At 69.0% G+C, this 20,412-nt stretch carries 16 protein-coding genes; 8 read left to right on the top strand and 8 right to left on the bottom strand.

Going from position 1 to position 20,412, the window contains the following annotated elements; all coding sequences use genetic code 11:
• Positions 1-111: 111 nt before the first annotated feature.
• Positions 112-765 carry a GntR family transcriptional regulator gene (locus MCBMB27_RS11280; RefSeq protein ID WP_043353293.1) on the top strand — a complete coding sequence of 218 codons (654 nt, stop codon included), beginning with the start codon at positions 112-114 and terminating at the stop codon, positions 763-765.
• Between the two features lie 185 nt (positions 766-950).
• Complete coding sequence (locus tag MCBMB27_RS11275; protein WP_043353290.1) at positions 951-1,880, top strand: class I SAM-dependent methyltransferase; 930 nt, start codon at positions 951-953, stop codon at positions 1,878-1,880.
• Between the two features lie 4 nt (positions 1,881-1,884).
• On the opposite strand, the gene MCBMB27_RS11270 is transcribed toward MCBMB27_RS11275, so the two are convergent.
• The 5 genes from MCBMB27_RS11270 to MCBMB27_RS11250 all read right to left on the bottom strand — a co-directional run bounded on the left by MCBMB27_RS11270 (position 1,885) and on the right by MCBMB27_RS11250 (position 9,223).
• Positions 1,885-2,565 (bottom strand): GntR family transcriptional regulator, encoded by a 681-nt coding sequence (locus MCBMB27_RS11270; RefSeq protein ID WP_043353288.1) that lies wholly within the window; start codon positions 2,563-2,565, stop codon positions 1,885-1,887.
• Between the two features lie 21 nt (positions 2,566-2,586).
• Positions 2,587-5,574, bottom strand: coding sequence for an FAD-binding and (Fe-S)-binding domain-containing protein (locus MCBMB27_RS11265; protein WP_075380443.1), 2,988 nt, complete (start codon positions 5,572-5,574; stop codon positions 2,587-2,589).
• A gap of 198 nt (positions 5,575-5,772) precedes the next feature.
• Positions 5,773-7,578, bottom strand: a complete 1,806-nt coding sequence (locus tag MCBMB27_RS11260; protein ID WP_075380442.1) for an IlvD/Edd family dehydratase — start codon at positions 7,576-7,578, stop codon at positions 5,773-5,775.
• 161 nt (positions 7,579-7,739) lie between these two features.
• Positions 7,740-8,507, bottom strand: coding sequence for an SDR family oxidoreductase (locus MCBMB27_RS11255; protein ID WP_043380039.1), 768 nt, complete (start codon positions 8,505-8,507; stop codon positions 7,740-7,742).
• A 2-nt stretch (positions 8,508-8,509) separates the two neighbouring features.
• Positions 8,510-9,223, bottom strand: coding sequence for a GntR family transcriptional regulator (locus MCBMB27_RS11250; protein ID WP_075380441.1), 714 nt, complete (start codon positions 9,221-9,223; stop codon positions 8,510-8,512).
• 119 nt (positions 9,224-9,342) lie between these two features.
• On the opposite strand from MCBMB27_RS11250, the gene MCBMB27_RS11245 reads away from it, so the two are divergent.
• From MCBMB27_RS11245 to kce, 5 genes are read left to right on the top strand one after another with little or no spacing between them, the layout of a single operon-like run.
• The gene (locus MCBMB27_RS11245) at positions 9,343-10,602 is read left to right on the top strand and encodes an ABC transporter substrate-binding protein (RefSeq protein ID WP_075380440.1); all 1,260 of its coding nucleotides are present in this window, start codon (positions 9,343-9,345) and stop codon (positions 10,600-10,602) included.
• A gap of 7 nt (positions 10,603-10,609) precedes the next feature.
• The gene (locus MCBMB27_RS11240; protein WP_043353271.1) at positions 10,610-11,485 is read left to right on the top strand and encodes a branched-chain amino acid ABC transporter permease; all 876 of its coding nucleotides are present in this window, start codon (positions 10,610-10,612) and stop codon (positions 11,483-11,485) included.
• A 14-nt stretch (positions 11,486-11,499) separates the two neighbouring features.
• Positions 11,500-14,058: a branched-chain amino acid ABC transporter ATP-binding protein/permease gene (locus MCBMB27_RS11235; RefSeq protein ID WP_075380439.1), complete on the top strand. Its 2,559-nt coding sequence runs from the start codon at positions 11,500-11,502 to the stop codon at positions 14,056-14,058.
• A complete protein-coding gene (locus MCBMB27_RS11230; RefSeq protein WP_075380438.1) occupies positions 14,055-14,978 on the top strand; it encodes a 3-hydroxyacyl-CoA dehydrogenase in 924 nt (307 codons plus the stop codon). Before MCBMB27_RS11235 ends, MCBMB27_RS11230 begins: the two co-directional genes overlap by 4 nt.
• Positions 14,979-14,980: 2 nt before the next feature.
• Positions 14,981-15,910, top strand: coding sequence for a 3,5-dioxohexanoate:acetyl-CoA acetone transferase (gene kce, locus MCBMB27_RS11225; protein ID WP_043380028.1), 930 nt, complete (start codon positions 14,981-14,983; stop codon positions 15,908-15,910).
• Positions 15,911-16,093: 183 nt separating this feature from the next.
• On the opposite strand, the gene MCBMB27_RS11220 is transcribed toward kce, so the two are convergent.
• From MCBMB27_RS11220 to MCBMB27_RS11210, 3 genes are read right to left on the bottom strand one after another with little or no spacing between them, the layout of a single operon-like run.
• Positions 16,094-16,375, bottom strand: a complete 282-nt coding sequence (locus MCBMB27_RS11220; RefSeq protein WP_043380025.1) for a DUF167 family protein — start codon at positions 16,373-16,375, stop codon at positions 16,094-16,096.
• Between the two features lie 10 nt (positions 16,376-16,385).
• Positions 16,386-17,753, bottom strand: a complete 1,368-nt coding sequence (locus MCBMB27_RS11215) for an FAD-binding oxidoreductase (protein WP_236952952.1) — start codon at positions 17,751-17,753, stop codon at positions 16,386-16,388.
• 60 nt (positions 17,754-17,813) lie between these two features.
• Positions 17,814-19,007, bottom strand: coding sequence for a fumarylacetoacetate hydrolase family protein (locus tag MCBMB27_RS11210; RefSeq protein WP_075380436.1), 1,194 nt, complete (start codon positions 19,005-19,007; stop codon positions 17,814-17,816).
• Between the two features lie 300 nt (positions 19,008-19,307).
• Here MCBMB27_RS11210 and MCBMB27_RS11205 point away from each other — a divergent pair, with 300 nt between their 5' ends.
• On the top strand, positions 19,308-20,369 hold the full coding sequence (locus MCBMB27_RS11205) for an ABC transporter ATP-binding protein (RefSeq protein WP_075380435.1): 1,062 nt from the start codon (positions 19,308-19,310) through the stop codon (positions 20,367-20,369).
• Positions 20,370-20,412: the final 43 nt, after the last annotated feature.

Here is a 20,412-nt window from a genome sequence, read left to right as displayed (position 1 = left end):
CCTTGTATATTTTGTCAATGCTCCAGCATAATGTTCGCGTGCGTTGGACATCCGCCGGCCTCAACGGGCGGGACGACGCGCGGCCCGACGATCGGGGGAGGAACCAGGCGCATGAGCCACGCGCAACGGCTACGGCAGCGAATCGAGGACGAGATCGTGGCGGGCGAACTCGCGCTGGGATCGCGGCTCGATGAGAATCAGCTCGCGGCCCGTTTCGGGGTCTCGCGCACGCCGATCCGCGAGGCGCTGCTGCAGCTCGCCGTGACCGGACTCGTCCAGACGAAGCCCCGGCGCGGCGCCATCGTCAGCGCGCCCGAGCCACACCTGCTGCTGGCCATGTTCGAGACGATGGCGGAAATCGAGGCGGCGTGCGGTCGCCTCGCCGCACGCCGCCTCGTGGCCGAGGATGCCGCCGCGCTGCGCGCGGCCCTCGAAGGCTGCCGCGGGGCCCTGTCGACGGAGGATACCGAGGCCTATTACGCTGAGAATTACGTGTTCCATACGGTGGTGTATCGGGCCAGCCGCAACGCCTTCCTGGCGGAGCAGGCGCTGTCACTGCATCGCCGTCTCGCGCCGTATCGGCGTCTGCAGCTGCGCGTGCGCCAGCGCTTGCCGCAATCGCTCGCCGAACACGAAGCGATCGTCGCTGCCATCATCGCCGGAGACGAAGTCGGGGCGGCCGAGGCGCTCCGGAGCCACGTCATCGTCCAGGGTGACCGGTTCACCGATCTGGTCGCGGGGTTGCGGGCGCAGAGCGCGGCCTGAAAGCTTCGACCTCTCCGGGTGCCTGACGATCATCCCGCGGCGCAGACCGCCCGCAGCGGGCCGCGAGGCCGGTGCGTCTTCATCGCCTCCTAACCGTGAAATCAGGTCGGACTGCGTAGGTGGTCCACCGGACTCGACCAGAAGTTGCAATCCCGGCATCCTTCACCCGGAACCCGGGAGGCACCATGCTGAAGGACGTTGTCAGGACTGCCGGCCGACGCGCGGGGGTGGATATCTTCCGGGCGAGCGGCGAAGCCTTCCGCTGGAGTCATACGGTCCACGATTACTATCCGGTCGTGCCGTCCGCGCGATGGAAGCCGGGCCAGGCGCCGCACGGCCGGCTCAAAGCCGTCCTCGGCCAGAACCATGCGGCCTACGAGGCATTCCTCACCGCCCTGGAAGCGCAGGCCGACTTGCTCCACAGCGTCCCGCACGACGCCCACGCTGCGGGTTCGGCTGCACCGCACTGGAACAACACGTGGTTCACCGCCCTCGACGGCGCCGCCCTGCTGACGATGCTGGCCTGGAAGCGCCCTGAACGATACTTCGAGATCGGCTCCGGGTGCTCGACCTGCTTCGCGCGCCACGCGATCGACACGCTGAAGCTGCCGACGCGGATCACCTCCATCGATCCGATGCCACGCCGCGAGATCGACGCCCTGTGCGACTGGACCGTCCGCAGCCCGCTGGAATCCTGCGACCTGAAAATCTTCGAGGAACTGAAGGCCGGCGACATCCTGTTCTTCGATGGATCGCATCGGTCCTTCGCGAATTCCGACGTCACGGTGTTCTTTTTCGAGGTGATGCCGCGCCTCGCGCCGGGCGTGATCGTACAGATCCACGACATCTTCATTCCGGACGATTATCCGTCAGCCTGGAATTGCCGCCTGTACAACGAGCAGTATCTTCTGGCCGCGATGCTGCTGTGCGGCGCTCCGCCGTTCCGCGTGACCGTGCCGGTGATGTATATCTGTCAGGACCCGGCGATGAGCGCCCGGGTGAAGACGGTCTTTGCCGCCCGCGCGACCGGACCGGACATTCCGTTCCTCTACGCGAACGATTCCCGCACCCCGGGCGCGTCGTTCTGGTTCGAGATGACGGGGATGCCGGGCTGAGCCTTCAGGCAACCTCCGCCGCGCCGTAATTGGCGGCGATGACGGACTTCTTCCCGCGGATATGCTCGCGCATCAGGACGGCCAGGGCAGCGCCGTCCCGAGCACGGAGGAGTTCGATCATCCGTTCGTGCTCGGAGACCGCGCGGGCCCACTGATCTGGGGTCTGGTGCGCGGAATACCGCGACCTTTGGATCCGGCCGGACAGGCTCTCGTAGATATTCGCCAGAATGACGTTGCGACTGGCCGCCATGATGCCTTCGTGGATCCGGCGATTGTGGCTGAAGTAGCCCGCCTCGTCGCCCGACTGCCAGGCCGCCACCATCGCGTCGTGGTCGACCGCGAGGGCGTCGATCTCGGCGTCGGTGATGGTGCGGCAGGCCAGGTCCCCGGCGGTCGCCTCGAGCCCGGCGATCACCTCCATCATTTCCTCGAGCTCGGTCTCCGAGATGCTGGCGACCCGCGCCCCGCGGTTCGGAAGCAGTTCGAGCAGCCCTTCCGTCGCCAGGATCTTGATCGCCTCGCGGAGCGGGGTCCGCGAGATCCCGAAGCGCTCCGTCAGCTCGCTCTCGTTGATCCGGGCCTTCGGCTCCATCTCCCCGGACCGGATCAGCTCCCGCATCCGGTCCGCGACCTCGTCGTGGAGGTAGCGGCGGCTGATGCCGATCCCGGGCTCGATCTTGTTCATGGTCCCCCGACACAAACCAGATCAGTGCGACCTGTTGTGTATGTGTAAGTCTCCGGCAATGGAGTGTCGAGGCACGAGGGCCCGATCGAGAACGCGAGCCACATGTTCCGCCTCGAGACCGAGGCCATCGTGAATCTGATGTCGGCAGCTCGTCCCGTCGGCGATCACGAGATCGTCCGGCCCGGCGGCGCGCAGGGTCGGGAACAGCGACAGCTCTGCCATGGCGAAGGATGTCTCGATGGATTCCGGCCGGTAGCCGAAGGCGCCGGCCATGCCGCAGCAGCTCGATTCGACGACCCGTAGGTCGAGCCCCGGCACGGCCCGGAGCACCGTCTCCACCGAGCCCATCACGCCGAACGACTTCTGGTGGCAATGGCCGTGCAGGTGCGCGACGCGCCCGCCCTGATCCGCGAACGGTAGCGCGATCCGGCCCGCCGTCAGGTCTGCCGCCAGCAGCTCCTCGAACAGGACGGACTGCCGCGCCAGAAGCGCCGAATCCGCACCGGGGAGGAGCGCTGTGAACTCGTCCCGGAACGTGAGCAGGCAGGATGGTTCCAGGCCGACGACCCGCGCGCCCGCGCGGACGAAGGGCAGAAGCGCGTCGAGGGTTCGGCGCGCCTCCAGCCGGGCCCGGTCCGTCTGGCCGGCGGAGAGCCACGTCCGGCCGCAGCAGAGCGGGCGCCGGCCGCGGGCCGGATAGACCCGATGCAGCCGGTAGCCCGCGGCCAGCAGCACGCGCTCGGCCGCCTCGAGATTCTCCCGCTCGAAGGCGCGGTTGAAGGTGTCGCCGAAGAGGATCACGTCGCGGAAATCCCCCGCGACGTCGTGGGTATGCGCGGGTTCGCCCTGCTCGCTCCAGGGCCGACGCCAGCGCGGCAACGAGCGCCTGGCCGACAGGCCGGCGACGCGCTCCGACAGGGCCGCGAGGGCCGGGTACCGGTCGCGCAGATTGAGGATCGGCGCGAGCTTCGCGGCCGCCCCGGCATAGAGCGGCATCATGGCGATGAGCCGCTCGCGGAGCGGCAGCCCGTGGCGGGCGTGGTAATGGTGCAGGAACTCGATCTTCATCTTGGCCATGTCCACGCCGGTCGGGCATTCCCGGCGGCAGGCCTTGCAGGAGACGCAGAGATCGAGAGTCCGCTTCATCTCCGGGCTGGTGAAGGCCTCCTTGCCGAGCTGGCCCGAGATGGCGAGCCGCAGGGAATTGGCGCGGCCGCGCGTGAGGTGCTGTTCCTCCCCCGTCACCCGGTAGGACGGGCACATGGCGCCGCCGGCGAGCTTCCGGCAGGTGCCGTTGTTGTTGCACATCTCGACGGCGGAGCCGAAGCCGCCCCAATCCGACCAGTCGAGCGCCGGCTTCATCGGCTCCGTCACCGTGTAGTCGGGCTTGAAGCGGAACAGAGACCGGTCATCCATCGCGAGCGGGCGCACGATCTTGCCGGGGTTGAGGCGGTTCTCGGGATCGAACGCATCCTTCACATCCTCGAAGGCGCGCGTCAGGACCGAGCCGAACAGCGGCTCGATGTATTCCGAGCGTGAGATGCCGTCGCCATGCTCGCCGGAATACGAGCCCTTGTAGCGGCGCACCAGCTCGGAGGTCTCCTCCGCGATCGCGCGCATCCGGCGGACGTCGCCAGCCTCCTTCATGTCGAGGATCGGGCGAACGTGCAGGCAGCCCACCGAAGCGTGGGCGTACCACGTGCCGCGGGTGCCGTGCTTGGCAAAGACCGCCGTGACCGCGTCTGTGTAATCGGCGAGGTGCTCCAGCGGGACGGCGCAATCCTCGATGAAGGAGACCGGCTTGGCGTCGCCCTTCATGGACATCATGATGTTGAGGCAGGCCTCGCGAACCTCCCACACCGATTTCTGGCGGGCGGGCTCGATCACCTCCACGACGGCGTCCGGGAAGCCGTGATCGGCCATGCAGGCGTCGAGGCGCTTCAGGTCGCGCGTCACGGCGGCGAGGTCGTCGCCGGCGAATTCGGTGAGCAGCAGGCAGTTCGGCTGTCCGCGGGTGATGTCGGCCAGCGTCGTGCGGAACAGCGGGATATCGGCGCCGAGCACGAGGACGTTGTTGTCGACGAGCTCGACCGCCACCGGGTCCAGGCCGACGATGTGCCGGGTCGTCTCCATGGCGGCCCGGAAGGATGGGAGGTGGCACACGCCCATCACCCGGTGCGTCGGCAGGCGCGAGAGCTTCAGCGTCACCGCCGTGGTCGCGGCCAGCGTGCCCTCGGATCCGACGAGCAGGTGCGCAAGGTTCGGCTGCGCTTCGATCAGCGCGTCGAGGTTGTAGCCGCCGACGCGGCGCTGGACCTTCGGGAAGCGCGCCTCGATCTCGGCGCGGTGATCCTCGGCGAGGCCGCGCATCCTCGCGGCCAGCGCCGCCGCCCGATCCGAGCCGTTCACGCCCGACCGGACGTCACCGGTCAGTCCGAAGCCGAAGGCCTCGCCGTCGTGGAACAGCGCCTCCATCGCCAGGACGTTGTCGCTCATCTTGCCGTAGCGCAGGGAGCGGGCGCCGCAGGAATTGTTGCCCGCCATACCGCCGATGGTGCAGCGGGTCGCCGTCGAGGGCTCGACGGGGAAGAACCATCCGTCGGCCTTCACCCGGGCGTTCAGCCGCTCCAGCACCATGCCGGGCTCGACCGTGATCGTGCCCGCCTTCGGATCGTAGGCCCGGACGCCGTTGAAGTACCGCGAGCAGTCGACCACCAGGCCCGACCCGATCGGCTGGCCGTTCTGCGACGTGCCGCCGCCGCGCAGGATCACCGGCGCGCCGTGTTCGGCGGCGATGCGCAGGGTTGCGGCGATGTCGGCCGCGGAGCGCGGCAGCACCACGCCGGCCGGCATGATCTGGTAGATCGACGCGTCCGTGCTGTAGCGTCCGCGCGTGAACGCGTCGAACCGCGCCTCGCCCTGGAGCTGCTCCGCCAGCCTGCGCGGCAATCCGGCTTCCAGGCGCGCCGCGGCACGCGGCGCCGGGGCATGCGCCCTCGCTTCCGTCACGATCGATCCCTCCCGTGATGGGACATGCCCACCTGACGGGAAATGTATTCAAAATTCAGTGCGGAGCAAACCGGCCGCGCTGTCGCGCTGGAGAGCGGGCTCGCGATGCCCTGTGCAGCCGTAGGCCCGGAGGGCCGTCGCAAGGGTTGCTCAGGACACCGCATGTTTCAACCCCGCGGCCGACCCGGGAAACAGGTCTCAGTGGTTGTCCCGCGGCACTCCGGAGACCTGCGCGACCTTCTGGAACTTCACCGCGCCCTTGAGCACCATGCCCTGATCGAGCTGATCGACCTGATCGCGATAGATCTCCTGCCACGGCGTCTGGGTCGCCGGGTAGGGATAGCCGCCGCGCGCCTCCAGATCCGCGCGCCGGCGGGCGAGATCCTCGGCCGGGAGCAGGATGTCGGCGCTCCGGCGATTGAGGTCGATGCGGATACGGTCGCCGGTCTGCAACAGGGCCAGCCCGCCCCCGGCGGCCGCCTCGGGCGAGGCGTTCAGGATGGCGGGCGTCCCGGAGGTGCCGGATTGCCGGCCGTCGCCGATGCAGGGCAGAGCGGTGACACCGCGCCGGATCAGCGATCCCGGCGGCTGCATGTTCACCACCTCGGCGGCGCCGGGATAGCCGATCGGTCCGGCTCCGCGCATGATCAGGATCGTGTTCTCGTCGATGTCGAGCGCCGGGTCGTCGATCCGTGTGTGGTAGTCCTCCGGTCCGTCGAACACGATGACGCGCCCCTCGAAGGCCATCGGGTCGTTCGGATTGCGCAGGTAGCGGGCCGCGAACTCCTCGGAGATCACGCAGGTCTTCATGATCGCCGAATCGAACAGGCTACCCTTGAGGTTCAGGAAGCCCGCGCGCTCCATCAGCGGCGCGCCATAGGCGCGGATCACGTCGCGGTTCCAGCTGTGCCGGCCGCGGTAGTTCTCGCCCACGGTTCGGCCGTTGCAGGTCAGGGCGCCCTCGTGGACCTTCCCGGCGTCGATCAGCTCCGCGAAGACCGCCGGAAGGCCGCCGGCGCGAAAGTACTCCTCGCCGAGCCAGCGTCCGGCGGGCTGCATGTCCACCAGGAGAGGGATCTCGAATCCGACCCGCTCCCAGTCGTCGCACGTCAGCGGTACACCGATATGCTTCGCAATCGCGTTGATGTGGATCGGCGCGTTGGTCGAGCCGCCGATCGCCGCGTTGGCCACGATGGCGTTCTCGAAGGCTTCGCGGGTGAGGATGTCGGAGGGCTTGAGGTCCTCCCAGACCATCTCGACGATGCGTTGGCCGGTGGCGTAGGCGGCTTGCCCGCGCTCGCGGTAGGGGGCCGGGATCGCCGCCGAGCCGGGCAGGGCGAGACCGAGCGCCTCGGCGAGCGCGTTCATCGTGGAGGCCGTGCCCATCGTGTTGCAGTGGCCCGTGGACGGCGCCGAGGATCCGACGATGTCCATGAACTGCTGGAAGTCGATGTCGCCCGCCGCGTGCCGCTCCCGGGCCTTCCAGACGATCGTCCCCGAGCCGGTCAGCTCCTTGTGGAAGTAGCCGTTGAGCATCGGCCCGACATTCAGCGAGATCGCCGGGATGTTGACCGTGGCCGCCGCCATCAGACAGGCCGGCATGGTCTTGTCGCAGCCGGTGAGCAGGACGACGCCGTCGAGGGGATAGCCGTACAGCACCTCCACCAGGGACAGGTAGGCGAGGTTTCGGTCGAGGGACGCGGTCGGACGCTTGCCGGTTTCCTGAATCGGATGGCAGGGGAATTCGAAGGCAACGCCGCCGGCCGCCGTGATGCCTTCCCGGACCCGCTTGGCGAGTTCGAGATGGTGGCGGTTGCAGGGAGACAGGTCGGACCCCGTCTGGGCGATGCCGATCAGAGGTTTGCCCGAACGCAACTCCTCCGGCGTCAGTCCATAGTTGAGGTATCGCTCCAAATAGAGCGCGGTCATGCCGGGATTGTGCGGGTTGTCGAACCACGCCTTGGAGCGCAGGTCAGATGGGGTGATCCGGCGTTTGTCGCTCATGGTCGCTTCCTCGCATCCTGTGGCCGGCGCGGACGGTCCGGCTCCTGTCTTCGGCAGCGGCCGCAGGACGCGCGACCGCGGTCGCGGTCGCGGCGCCCCGGACTCGGTTTTGGATACTCCGGCGCATCAGGCAGGGCAGCCTCATCGGCGCTGGATTGATTTCAGGACAGCATCCGCGTGTCACCGTCGATGGAAATGGCCTGACCCGAGATGGTCCGGCCGCGGGGCGAGCAAAGCAGCAGGATCTGGTCGGCGAGCTGCCGGGCGGTGACGTAGTCCTTGACCGAAACGAACGAGAAGGCGCGGGCTTCCATCTCGGCGAAGCTCGTGCCCTGCTGCTGTGCCTTCGATTCGAGCACCCGGCGCTGCCGGTCGCCGGCCACCAAGCCCGGCAGGATCGCATTCACCCGGATGCCGGACCCGCCGAGTTCGATCGCCAAAGACTTGGTGAAGCCGATGACCCCCCATTTGGCCGCCGCGTAGGGGCTGCGCAGGGCGAAGCCGAACTTGCCGGCCGCCGAGGACAGATTGACGATCGAGGCGTTCGGGCTTTGGCGCAGATGGGGCACCGCGAGGCGCGCGCAGTTGAACTGGCTGGTCAGGCACACGGTGAGACATCGGTCCCACTCTTCGGGGGCGATCTCCTCGACCCGGCCGGTCGGGCCGGCGATGCCGGCATTGTTGATCAGCACGTCGAGGCCACCGAGGAACTCGACCGCGCGGTCCATCATCGTGGCGACGCCATCGCGGTCGGCGACATCGGTCCGGATACGGCCGACCGCGTCCGGCAGACCGGCCAGGGCCTCGCTGTCTACGTCGCAGGCGAAGACACGCGCCCCTTCCTCCAGGAAGGCCTCGACGATCCCGCGGCCGATTCCGGCAGCACCCGCCGTCACCAGGACACGCAGGCCGGCAATCCCCAGATCCATGATCAGTCCTCTCCCTGAACGTCCCGCAATCCGCCGCGGGTCAAGATGAACTCCGCGGCTTCCCGGATGTCGGCCGCGATCGCGGCGGCGGCGGCCGCGCCGTCCCGGTTCTCGATCGCCACCACGGCCTCGGCGTGCCGCCGAAGCGCGAAACCCTGGCGCAGCCGCTCCGGATGGGCGCGCAGATCCAGATTGATCACCGGGCCCGCCTTCAGCCAGAGCCGGGCGATGATCTCCTGCAGGGGACCGAGTCCGCAGGCACCGTAGATCGCGAAATGCAGATCGCGGTTGAGTTGCACCGCGCGCGCCCGGTCGGGCTCTGCCGCCTGCGCTTCCGCCCGGAACGCGGCCTCGGTCCGCCGGATCGCTGCGAGTTCAGTGGCGGTCCTTAGCTCGGCCGCACGGGCCACGGCGATGCCCTCCACGGCGATGCGGGTCTCGACCAGGGCCCGGAAGGCGTCCGCGCTCATGACCGGCACCCGGATCACTCGATTTGGTGCCACTTCCAGCACGCCGTCCGCCGCCAGACGGCTCACCGCCTCGCGGACCGGCATGACCGAGACGCCGAGCGCCGCCGCGCTCTGGCGCAGGGACAGCCGGTCGCCCGGCGCCAGCCGTCCCGAGGCCAGGAGGTCCGACAGCGCTTCGTAGACGGTGTCGGACAGGGTCCGCCGTTCGAGCAGAGGCAGTTCGGCAAGGACCGATGTGGAATTCATATGCCGACCCTAGACGGATCCGGCACTATCGCGCTAGTGATCTGTGATCACAGTTTGGGTGAGGGCCGCCAGAGCCCACAACAACAACCCGGCTGGAGGAAACGCACGGGAGCGGAACGATGACGGACCGGTTCGGGGATTCCCTTTCTCGCCGCAGCCTTCTGAAAGCCGGCGGCGCGGCGCTTCTCGCGCCGGCTCTTGCGAGCCCGGCCCTGTCGCAGGGTCAGTCGGACGTGATCCGGATCGGGCACCTGACGCCGCGGACCGGCTTCCTCGGACCGCTCGGCGAGTTCGCCGTGCAGGCGGCGCAGCTCGCGGTCGAGGAGATCAATGCCGCGGGCGGCATCGCGGGTCGGAAGGTCGAGCTTCTCTCCGAGGACAGCGTCAACCCGCAGACCGCCTCGGCCAAGGCCGAGCGCATGGTCCAGCGGGACCGCGTGGCGTGCCTCGTCGGCGAGATCAACTCGGCTTCGGCGCTGGCGATCAGTCAAGTGGCTCAGCGGGAGAAGATCCTGTTCATCAACACCGGCGCCAATTCGGACGCGCTGCGCGGCTCCGACTGCAAGCGCTTCATGTTCCACGTCGAATCGCAGAACACCATGATGGTGCGCGCCTGCGGGCGGGCGCTGCTCGACCGGGGCCTGATCAAGGGTCGCAAGGTCTACGCGCTCACGGCCGACTACGCCTTCGGCCACGACCTGTTGAAGCAGGCCAAGAAATACTTCGCGGCCAACGACGCGACGCTCGTCGGCGAGGATCTGATCCCCACCGAGCTCACGGACTTCTCGCCCTTCCTGCTCAAGCTCCGTCAGGCCAAGCCGGACCTCGTGATCTGCAACCTCGCGGGCGCGCAGATCACCAATTTCCTCAAGCAATACAGCGAGTTCGGCCTGCCGTTCCCGGTCGCCGGCTTCGGCTTTGACACGGCGCTCGCCTGGGGTGCCGGGCCCGGCAACTTCCTCGGAACCTGGCCGGTGATCTGGCATCACCAGATCGACTCGCCCTCGGCGAAGACGTTCGTCGCCGCCTTCAAGGCCAAGTACAAGAAGCCGCCGGAGAACCAGGGCTGGGGCGACTACACTGCGCTCAAGATCGTGGCGCAGTCGATGAACGAGCTGAAGGCGACCGGGTCGATCAGGGTCGTCGAGCACCTGGAATCGGGCGCGAAGTTCGACATCGCCAAGGTCCGCGAGGGCTATTTCCGCCCCTGGGACCACGAATTGATGCAGGAGATGTTCGCGATCACCGCCCTGCCGGCGGATCAGGTCAAGAACCCCTACGACATCTTCACCTCGACCGGGCCGCTCCCCGGTCCCGGCGAGAGCCTGGAGGTCCTCGCCACCACCCGTGACGAGAACGCCTGCACCTTCCCGGCGTGAGGCCGTCATGCAGCTGGTCTTCATCCTGGAGCAGGTGCTCAACGGCCTGCTGATCGGCGTGCAATATCTGCTGATCGCGCTCGGCCTGTCGCTGATCTTCAGCCTCGGCGGCATCGTGAACCTCGCCCACGGTGCCTTCTACGCCATCGGCGCCTACCTGACCGTGCTGCTGACGCCCTCGATCGGTTTCGGCGGCGCCCTCATCGCATCTCCCCTGGCGGTGGGGGTGCTCGGGCTCGTGATCGAGCGCTTCCTGTTGCGGCGCTTCTACCGCGGCGATCCGACCCTCGGTCTGCTCCTCACATTCGGACTCGCCATGGTGGCCGAGCAGGCCCTGCGCATGGCCTTCGGGGCGGCGCCGGTGCCGTTCGGGATCCCGACATGGCTGCGCGGTCAGGTCTTCATCGGCGACCTGATCTACTCGCGCTACCGGCTCTCGATCCTCGTGGTGGCTGTGGCCTGCGTGGCCGGCCTTTGGCTGCTCCTGACCCGCACCAGCTTCGGGCGCGTGGTCCGGGCCGGCGTGCAGAACCCCGACATGGTCGCGGCCCTCGGCATCTCGCTCCGGCCCTACATGACCGCCGTTGTCACCATCGCGGTGGGGCTCGCGGCGCTGGCCGGGACCATGATGGCCCCGGTCACGGGGGTCCAGCCCGCCATGGGCGCCGAGATCCTCACCTTCGCCTTCGTGGTGGTGGTGATCGGCGGCCTCGGCTCTTTCTGGGGGGTGGTGCTCGCCGCGCTGATCGTCGGCGTGGTCCGGGGCCTCACCGCCTACGCCTATCCGCCGGCCACCGAGGCCGCCGTCTACGCCCTCATGGTGCTCGTCCTGCTGCTGCGCCCGCGCGGCCTGTTCGGCGAGCACATCGCCCGGTTCGAGTGAGCGGAGAGCGTCCCATGTCCGGAACCGCCGAGCCGCTGCCGCTCGCCCTGCCGCAGCGCGGCCTGATCCTGCGCGAGAGCCGCCAGCTCTGGGCGGCGCTCGCCGCCCTCATCGTCCTGCCCTTCGCCCTCGACGCCATTGGCCTGACGCTGATCACCGCCACCGACGTGGTGATCTTCGCCCTGGCCGTGCTCGGCCTGAACATCCTGGTCGGCTGGACCGGGCTCACCTCCTTCGGCCATGGGGCCTGGTTCGGGATCGGCGCCTACGCGGTGGCGATCCTGCAGACCCGGCTTGTCCCCGGCGACATGGCGCTGCCGCTCCTCGGCGCCCTGGCGATCACCGGAGTCGCGGCCCTGGCGGCCGGAGCCCTGATCCTGCGACGGCGGGGTGTCTACTTCTCGCTGCTGACGCTCGCCTTCACGGCGATGCTCTACGCCATCGCGTTCCGCTGGACCGACCTGACCGGCGGCGAGAACGGCATCGGCAACCTGCACCGCTGGGCGGTGCTGCAGGAGCCCGGCGCCTACTACGCGGCGGTGTCGGGTATCGCCTTCGCGGTGCTGGTCGCGCTCTGGCGGTTCCGGCGCTCGCCGATGGGCACGGTACTCGTGGCGATCCGCGAGAACGAGCAGCGTGCCGGCTTCCTCGGCTACGCCACCAACCGCTACAAGCTCGCGGCCTTCGTGATCTCGGCGACGATCACCGGGCTGGCCGGGGCGCTCTCGGCCTACAGTCATCGCTTCACCTCGGCCGACCCGATCTCCATCGCGTTCTCGGGCGAACTGCTCGCCATGGTGGTGATCGGCGGGATGCGCTCGTTCCTCGGGCCGGCCCTCGGCGCGCTGTTCTACATCCTGTTCCGCGAGTTCCTGTCGATCTACACCGCCGACTGGCTGCTGTATTTCGGGCTGCTGTTCGTCGCCTTCATCGTGTTCTCGCCGGACGGGCTGGTCGGCATCGCGGCGCGGCTGCTCAAGCCGTTCCGGCGCGTTCCGGCCGAGGGCGCGGCCATGGCGGCCCGCCGCTCCGGCGCCTCGGGCCGCGTTCCGGCGCGCTTCATCGCCGAGGGACGCGGCACGGGACCGGTTCTCGTCGCCGATGCCATCAGGAAGAACTTCGGCCCCGTGAACGCGGTGCGGGGCGTCTCCTTCGCGGTGGCGGACAAGACGCTTCACGCCCTGATCGGCCCCAACGGTGCCGGCAAGACCACGGCCTTCAATCTGCTCTCCGGCATGTTCCGGCCGAGCGGCGGCAGCATCCGCCTCGACGGCCAAGAGATCGCCGGCCTGGAACCGCACGCGATCACCCGGGCCGGACTCGGGCGCTCGTTCCAGATCACCAACCTGTTCCCAGGCCTCTCGGTGGAGGAAAACGTCCGCCTGGCGGTGCAGGCGCGCCACGCGGCGCATTTCAGCCCCTGGCGGGACGCCCTTTCGATCCGCGCGATCGCCGACGATACCGCCGAGCTGCTGCGCTGGACGGGCCTCGCCGGGATCGAGCGGGCCGAGGCCGGCAGCCTGTCGTACGGCGGCCAGCGGCTCCTCGACATGGGGCTGGCGCTGGCCACGCAACCCCGCGTGCTGCTTCTCGACGAGCCGCTCGCCGGCTTGGCCGCCGCCGAGCGCGAGCGCGTCGGCGAGCTGATCAAGGCGCTCTCGGCCGACATCCCGGTCCTGCTCGTGGAGCACGACATCGACCGCGTGTTCCGTCTGGCCGACCGCGTCACCGTGATGGCCGACGGCGCCGTGCTGGTCGACGGCTCCGTTGCGGATGCCCGGGACGATGCCCGGGTCCAGGCGGTTTATCTCGGATCGGGCACGGCGGCGATCGCCGCGAAGCCGCGCGCCAGCGCCGCCGAGGCCGAGACGCTGCTCGCCATGGAGGGCGTCGATACCTTCTATGGCAAGTCGCACATCCTCAACGGGGTCAACCTCACGGTGAACCGGGGCGAAGTGGTGGCGCTCCTCGGCCGCAACGGCGCCGGCAAGTCGACCCTGCTCAAGACGTTGATCGGCACAGCATCACCGGCCGCCGGCCGGATCGTGCTCGCCAACCGGGACATCGCGGGCCTCTCGCCCGACAAGATCGCCCGGCTCGGCATCGGCTACGTGCCGCAGGGGCGGGCGCTGTTCGCCGGGATGAGCGTCGCCGAGAATCTGGGCCTCGGTCGTCTGCGGCGGCTCACCGGTGCCGGCATCCATTGGGACGAGGAGAAGGTTCTGGAGTTCTTCCCGCGGCTCAAGGAGCGCTGGACCGTCGATGCCGCCCGCCTGTCGGGCGGCGAGCAGCAGATGGTGGCGGTGGCGCGCGCGCTGTCGGGCGATACGCGGCTCCTGCTTCTCGACGAGCCGTTCGAAGGCCTGTCGCCGGCCGTGACCGAGGAGCTGTTCGAGGCCTTCGATCGGCTGCGCCGCGAGATCGCGATCATCCTGGTGGACCATCACCTCGATCTGGCGCTGGCCCTGTCCGACCGGACCGTGGCGCTGGAGCGGGGCAGCGTGCAGTGGGCGGGCGAGTCGCGCCTCTTGCGCGAAGATCAGGAGCTGAGACGGAAGGTGCTGTGGCTATGACCGAAAGCGTCGCGATCGTCGGCGCCGGCCTGATCGGCCGGGCCTGGGCGATGATCTTCGCCCGCGCCGGCTGGGACGTGCGGCTGTTCGATTCCGCCGAGGGCGTCGCCGAGGCCGCGCTCCCGCTCTGCGCCGAAGGGCTCCGCACCCTGGCGGCCAACGGGCTCTGTACCGATCCGGAGGGAGCTGCCGGGCGCATCCGGAGCGCGGGGAGTCTCGCCGCCGCCCTCGACGGTGTGGACTTCGTCCAGGAGAACGGGCCGGAACGGCTCGACGTCAAGCGGACCCTCTTTGCCGAGCTCGATGCCCACGCGCCGCGGGACGCGGTGATCGCGTCGTCCTCATCGGCCATCCGCTGCTCGCTGTTCACCGAGGATCTGCCGGGTCGGGCGCGCTGCCTCATCGGCCATCCGGTGAATCCGCCGCACCTGATCCCGCTCGTGGAGATCTCCGGCGCGCCCTGGACCGATCCGGCGGCTCTGGCACGAGCGCGAGAGGTGTACGAGGCCATCGGACAGGTCCCCATCACGGTGCTGAAGGAGATCGAGGGCTTCATCCTCAACCGGCTTCAGGGCGCCCTGCTGGCGGAGGCGTTCCGTCTCGCCTCGGAGGGCTATGTCACCCCGCAGGATCTCGACAAGACCGTCGCGGACGGGCTCGGCCTGCGCTGGAGCTTCATGGGACCGTTCGAGACGATCGAGCTGAACGCGCCGGGCGGCATCGCCGATTACTGCGCCCGCTATACCGGCTTCTACAAAAGCCTGGCCGCCGATCCGGCGCCGCCTTCGGTCTACGAGGCGCCGGCCACCGAGGCGATCATGGCCAAGTGGCAGCCGCCGGACGATCTACCCGCACGCATGAACCGCCGCGACACGCGGCTGGCGGCGCTCCGGGCCCACAAGGCATCACAGAAGGACTGAGCATGGCCTCACAGCGGAAAGTCATCATCACCTGCGCGGTGACGGGCGCGATCCACACGCCCAGCATGTCGCCGCACCTGCCCGTGACGCCCGAGGAGATCGCCGACGCCGCCATCGGCGCCGCCGAGGCCGGCGCCGCCATCGTGCATCTGCATGCCCGCAATCCGGTGAACGGCCAGCCCGACCAGACACCCGAGGCCTTCGCCAAGTTCCTGCCGGTGATCAAGCAGCGCTCGAACTGCGTGGTGAACATCACCACCGGCGGCGCGCCGACCATGTCGATCGAGGAGCGGGTGCGCCCGGCCGCGACCTTTCAGCCGGAGGTCGCCTCCCTGAACCTCGGCTCGATGAATTTCGGCCTGTTCGGGATGCTCGACCGCTTCAAGGACCTGAAGCATCAGTGGGAGCGGGACTATCTCGGCAACAAGGACATCATCTTCCGCAACACCTTCGGCCAGATCGAGCACATCCTGACGACCTGCGGTCCGAACGGGACGAAATTCGAGTTCGAGTGCTACGACACCGCGCATCTCTACAATCTGAAATACTTTTTCGACCGCGGCCTCGTGCAGGCGCCGCTGTTCATCCAGACGGTGTTCGGACTACAGGGCGGGATCGGCGCGCATCCCGACGACGTGATGCACATGAAGCGCACCGCCGATCGGCTGTTCGGCGATCAGTACCGCTGGTCGGTGCTCGGGGCGGGCCGCAACCAGATGAACATCGCCGCCATGGCGGCCGCGATGGGCGGCAACGTCCGCGTCGGCCTCGAGGACAGCCTGTGGGACGGGCCCGGCAAGCTCGCCGAGACCAATGCCGCGCAGGTGCGCCGCGTCCGGTCGATCATCGAGGGGCTCGGCCTCGCCGTCGCGTCGCCCGATGAGGCGCGCGAGATGCTGGCGCTGAAGGGCGGCGACAAGGTCGCGTTCTGACAGCGCGTCCTGCGAATCGGGACAGTGCGTCGCGATTGGCGATGCGCACTGTCCCCCGCCGCGGGGTTTCGCGATCCCAGGCCCTCCTGGCGACCAGGGCAAAGCCGCTCAGCGGAGCGAGCCATCGGCGAGCGTGCCCGGCTGGATGTTCCCGCTCCGCGCAAAAGCCGGGTCGGCAGCCTCTCAAGGCTGACCGAACACCCGTTCGAGATCCGCCTCGATGACGCCGTCGATCTCCAGGATCTTCAACCGGCTCTGATCGCCGGCGACGATGCGGACCGAGCGGCGTCCGACCTTGAGCGCCTTGGCGATCATCGCCACGAGGGCCTCGTTGGCGGCACCCTCCACCGGTGGCGCCGCGACGCGCGCCTTCAGGTAGGGCTGGCCCTTCTCGTCCCGTGCCCAGCCCTCCGCCACGTCGCGGCCGCCACGCGGCGTAAGGCGGACAGCCAGCCGGGTCACCACGGGCGATCTCTCAGAAGATCTTGCCCGGATTCAGCCGCCCGTCCGGATCGAGCGCCCGCTTGACCATCCGCATCACGGCGATCTCCTCAGGCGAGCGCGACAGTTTCAGCTTGCTCCGCTTCTCCAGCCCGATCCCGTGCTCTGCCGAGACGGAGCCGTTCAGCTCCGCGAGAGGCTCGTAGATCGCCGCGTCGATGGCGGCGTTGCCGGCGACGTCGAGGCGGGTCGTGTTCCAGTGCAGGTTGTTGTCGCCGATATGCCCATAGACGACGGCCCGGCAGCCCGGGATTGCCGCGAGCCGGTCGAGCGCTCCGCGGACGTAGCCATCCATCCGCGACAGCGGCACGCTGACGTCGAAAGCGCGTTCGATCCCGTCGGCATTCAGATGCTCCACGCGGTCGCGGATGCGCCACATGCCCCGGCGCTGCTCCTCCGAGGCGGCGACGGCGGCGTCGAGGATCGTGCCTTCGCCCATCAGCCCTTCGAGGAGGCTCAGAAAACGGTCCGATTCCTCGGCGACGCACTCGATCTCGATGATCGCGTAGAACGGATAGTCATGGCCGAGGGGCGGGGTCGCCCGTCCGGCTGCCGTCATCAGGCGGTAGAAATCCGGCCACAGCCCCTCGAAGGAGGACACGCGTCCCTGAAAGGCGCTTTGGGCTGCCCGCAGCACCCGCGCGCCGTCATCCACCCCCGGGCAGGCGATGAGTGCCGTCGCGTAGCCGGCCGGCTCGGGGCGCAGGCGCAGGACGGCCCGCGTGACGATGCCCAGCGTGCCTTCGGTGCCGAGGAACAGCTGCTTCAGGTCGAGCCCGGTGTTGTTCTTGATGAGGGGGCGCATGGACGACACCACGGTGCCGTCGGCGAGCACGGCCTCCAGGCCGAGCACCATCTCCCGCATCATGCCGTAGCGCAGGACGCGCAGGCCCCCGGCATTGGTCGAGATCGCGCCGCCGATGGTCGCCGAGCCGCGGGCGCCGAGGTCCAGGGGAAAGAACAGCCCGGCCGCCGACGCCGCTTCCTGCACGCTCTCGATGGTGGCGCCGGTCCCGACCACCACCGTCATGCCCAGCGGATCCACCGGCTCGATGCCGATCATCCGCTCCGTCGACAGCGTGATCTCGTCAGGCTGGCAGAGCGTCCCGTCGACGAGGCCGGTGGCTCCGCCGCGGGGCACCACGGCGACGCCGGATTCGTGGCACGCTGCCATGACCGCGCTGGTCTCCTGCGTGCTGCGGGGTCGAACGAGTGCCAGAGCGGCGCAAGGCTCGGCCGGGCGCGTCCAGTTGGCCGAGCGCCCGCGGAGCTCCGCGCCCGTGACGAGGCCGGACGGTCCGACGATCGCGGCGAGGCGGTCGAGGAAGGCGGCGTCGGTCATCGGCATCATCTCAGGCTTGGTCTGGTCGCCGCGTCGGGCGGCACTCCGCGCGACGCTCTCTCATAGAATCTTCCGCGCCGCGAGGTTTCGCATCAGTGCGCGGGCGCCGAACGTCCAGGGCTCGCAGGCATCGCAGGGGCGCATGCGGTTGACGAGGCTGCCGAGCTCCGGGCTCGCCACCACGACGCGGTCGCCCTCGGCATGGGTGAAGCCGAGGCCGGGCCCGTGCCGGTCCTGGATCGGCGCGAACATCGTGCCGAGGAGGAGCAGGGCCCCATCCGGGTAATTGTGCGTGCGCCCCATGAGCGCCTCCGCGAGTTCCTCCGGATCGCGGCTGATCTCGGCGAGCGGCGAGGTGCCCTCAAGCCGGAAGCCATCCGTCCCGGAGACTTCGAGGGTCACCGTGGTCCGGCGGACATCGTCGAGACCGAACGTGTCGTCGAACAGGCGGAGGAACGGGCCGACGGCGCAGGAGGCGTTGTTGTCCTTGGCTTTGCCGAGGAGCAGCGCCGATCGCCCTTCGAAGTCGCGCAGATTCACGTCGTTGGCGAGGGTCGCGCCGACGATTCGCTGGTCGGAGGCGATGGCGAGGGCCACTTCGGGTTCGGGATTGTTCCAGCGCGAATCCGGGTGCAGGCCCGCATCCGCGCCGCACCCCACCGCCGAGAGCGGCTGTGCCTTGGTGAAGATCTCGGCATCCGGGCCGATGCCGACCTCGAGATACTGGCTCCAGGCCCCTTGCGCGACCAGCACCGCCTTGAGCGCCGTGGCCTCGGGCGATCCGGGCTTCAGCCGACGCAGGTCGTGGCCGACCAAGCGCTCGACCTCGGCACGGATCGCCGCAGCGGCGGCGAGATCGCCCCGGGCGCGCTCCTCGATGACCCGCTCCAGCATGGAGGTGGCGAAGGTAACGCCGGCCGCCTTGAGCGCCTGCAGATCCACCGGTGCGAGGAGCCAGGGCCGGGCCGGGTCGCGGTCGTCCGGCGGCGTGTTCGCCAAGATGGCGTCCAGGCCTCCGAGATCCTCGCCCGCCGCGCCGCGCAGGGCCGTTCCCGGGTCGCGCGCCTCGCACAGGTCGCTGACCGTCGGGAAGGCCGCGGTGATGTCGACGACGCGGGCCTCACCCACGGAATCGGCGCGGATCGCCACGACGCTCGGCCCGGCCGCATCGGGACGCCAGACCCGGCCCACGAGCGCGCCACGGCATCCGTCGGCGGGGAGGATCTCCCGTGCAGTCAGACCCGATGACGACATGCGCTCACCTCTCTCGGATGTCCGGGAACCGGGCAGCCCGCTGCGACGGGGGTTCGGTGCCACGATTCCGGATCGGCCTGCCGGCAGCGAGGCCGGATCGCGGTGCCATATCATCCCCGGCGCGCCGAGACGCGACGGTTGGTTTCACCGCGGCGCCCTCGTCACGGGTACAGATCGCGCCGCCTGACAGAACGAAGATTATCTGTAGCTTTACCCAGGTCCCCGCTTGCTTTCCCCCGGCCCCTCCTTTGTACTGCCGCCCTAGAGCCGCCGATAGAGCGGCCTTGATCGGGAGGAAGCATGGCCTCGGTGGGAATCCGCGAGGTTCGCAAGGCTTTCGGGTCGACGAACGTCCTGCACGGCGTGTCCGTGGACATCCGGGACGGGGAATTCGTGATCCTGGTCGGTCCGTCGGGGTGCGGAAAATCGACGCTTCTGCGGATGATCGCCGGGCTGGAAAATATCTCCGGCGGCGAAATCCGGATCGGCGAGCGCGTCGTGAATGATGTTCCGCCGAAAGAGCGGGACATCGCCATGGTGTTCCAGAATTACGCACTCTACCCGCATCTCACGGTCCGCGAGAACATGGCGTTCTCGATGCGGATCCGGAAGGCCGCGGCCTCCGAGATCGACCTGCGCGTGAACAAGGCGGCGCAGATCCTCGGTCTCACCCACCTGCTCGACCGTTACCCGCGCCAGCTCTCCGGCGGCCAGCGCCAGCGCGTCGCCATGGGCCGGGCGATCGTGCGCGACCCGCAGGTGTTCCTGTTCGACGAGCCGCTCTCGAATCTCGACGCCAAGCTGCGCGTGGCGATGCGCACCGAGATCAAGGAGCTGCACCAGCGCCTGAAGACGACGACCATCTACGTCACCCACGACCAGATCGAGGCGATGACCATGGCCGACCGGATCGTGGTGATGCACGACGGGGTCGTGGAGCAGATCGGGCCGCCCCTCGAACTCTACGACCGGCCCGACAACCTGTTCGTCGCGGGCTTCATCGGCTCGCCGGCCATGAATTTCGTGCCCGGGAAGGTCCGGGCGAACGGACATCTCACCTTCACCACCGAGACCGGCCTGACGATCCCGCTTGCCGACGCCCCCTCCGGCGTCGAGGGGCGCCCCCTCATCCTGGGCGTCCGGCCCGAGCATTTCGACCTCGCATCCGACGGGATCGCAGCCGAGGTGGTGGTCGTGGAGCCGACCGGATCCGAGACCATGCTGGCGGTCCGGGCCCTCGGCCAGGAGCTCACCTGCGTGCTGCGCGAGCGCGTGCGCGAGCGGCCGGGCGAGACCGTCTCCCTGCGTCCGAACCGCGTGCATTTCTTCGACGCCGAGACCGGCCGTCGCCTGCCGAACTGACCTGCATCGGGGCCGATGCGGGCGCGCGCGCGGCGCGCACCTG

The organism is Methylobacterium phyllosphaerae (genome assembly GCF_001936175.1).
Classification (GTDB): Bacteria; Pseudomonadota; Alphaproteobacteria; order Rhizobiales; family Beijerinckiaceae; genus Methylobacterium; species Methylobacterium fujisawaense.
The sequence above is the reverse complement of the archived record's forward strand: the minus strand, read 5'-3'. Positions and strand labels throughout refer to the sequence as shown.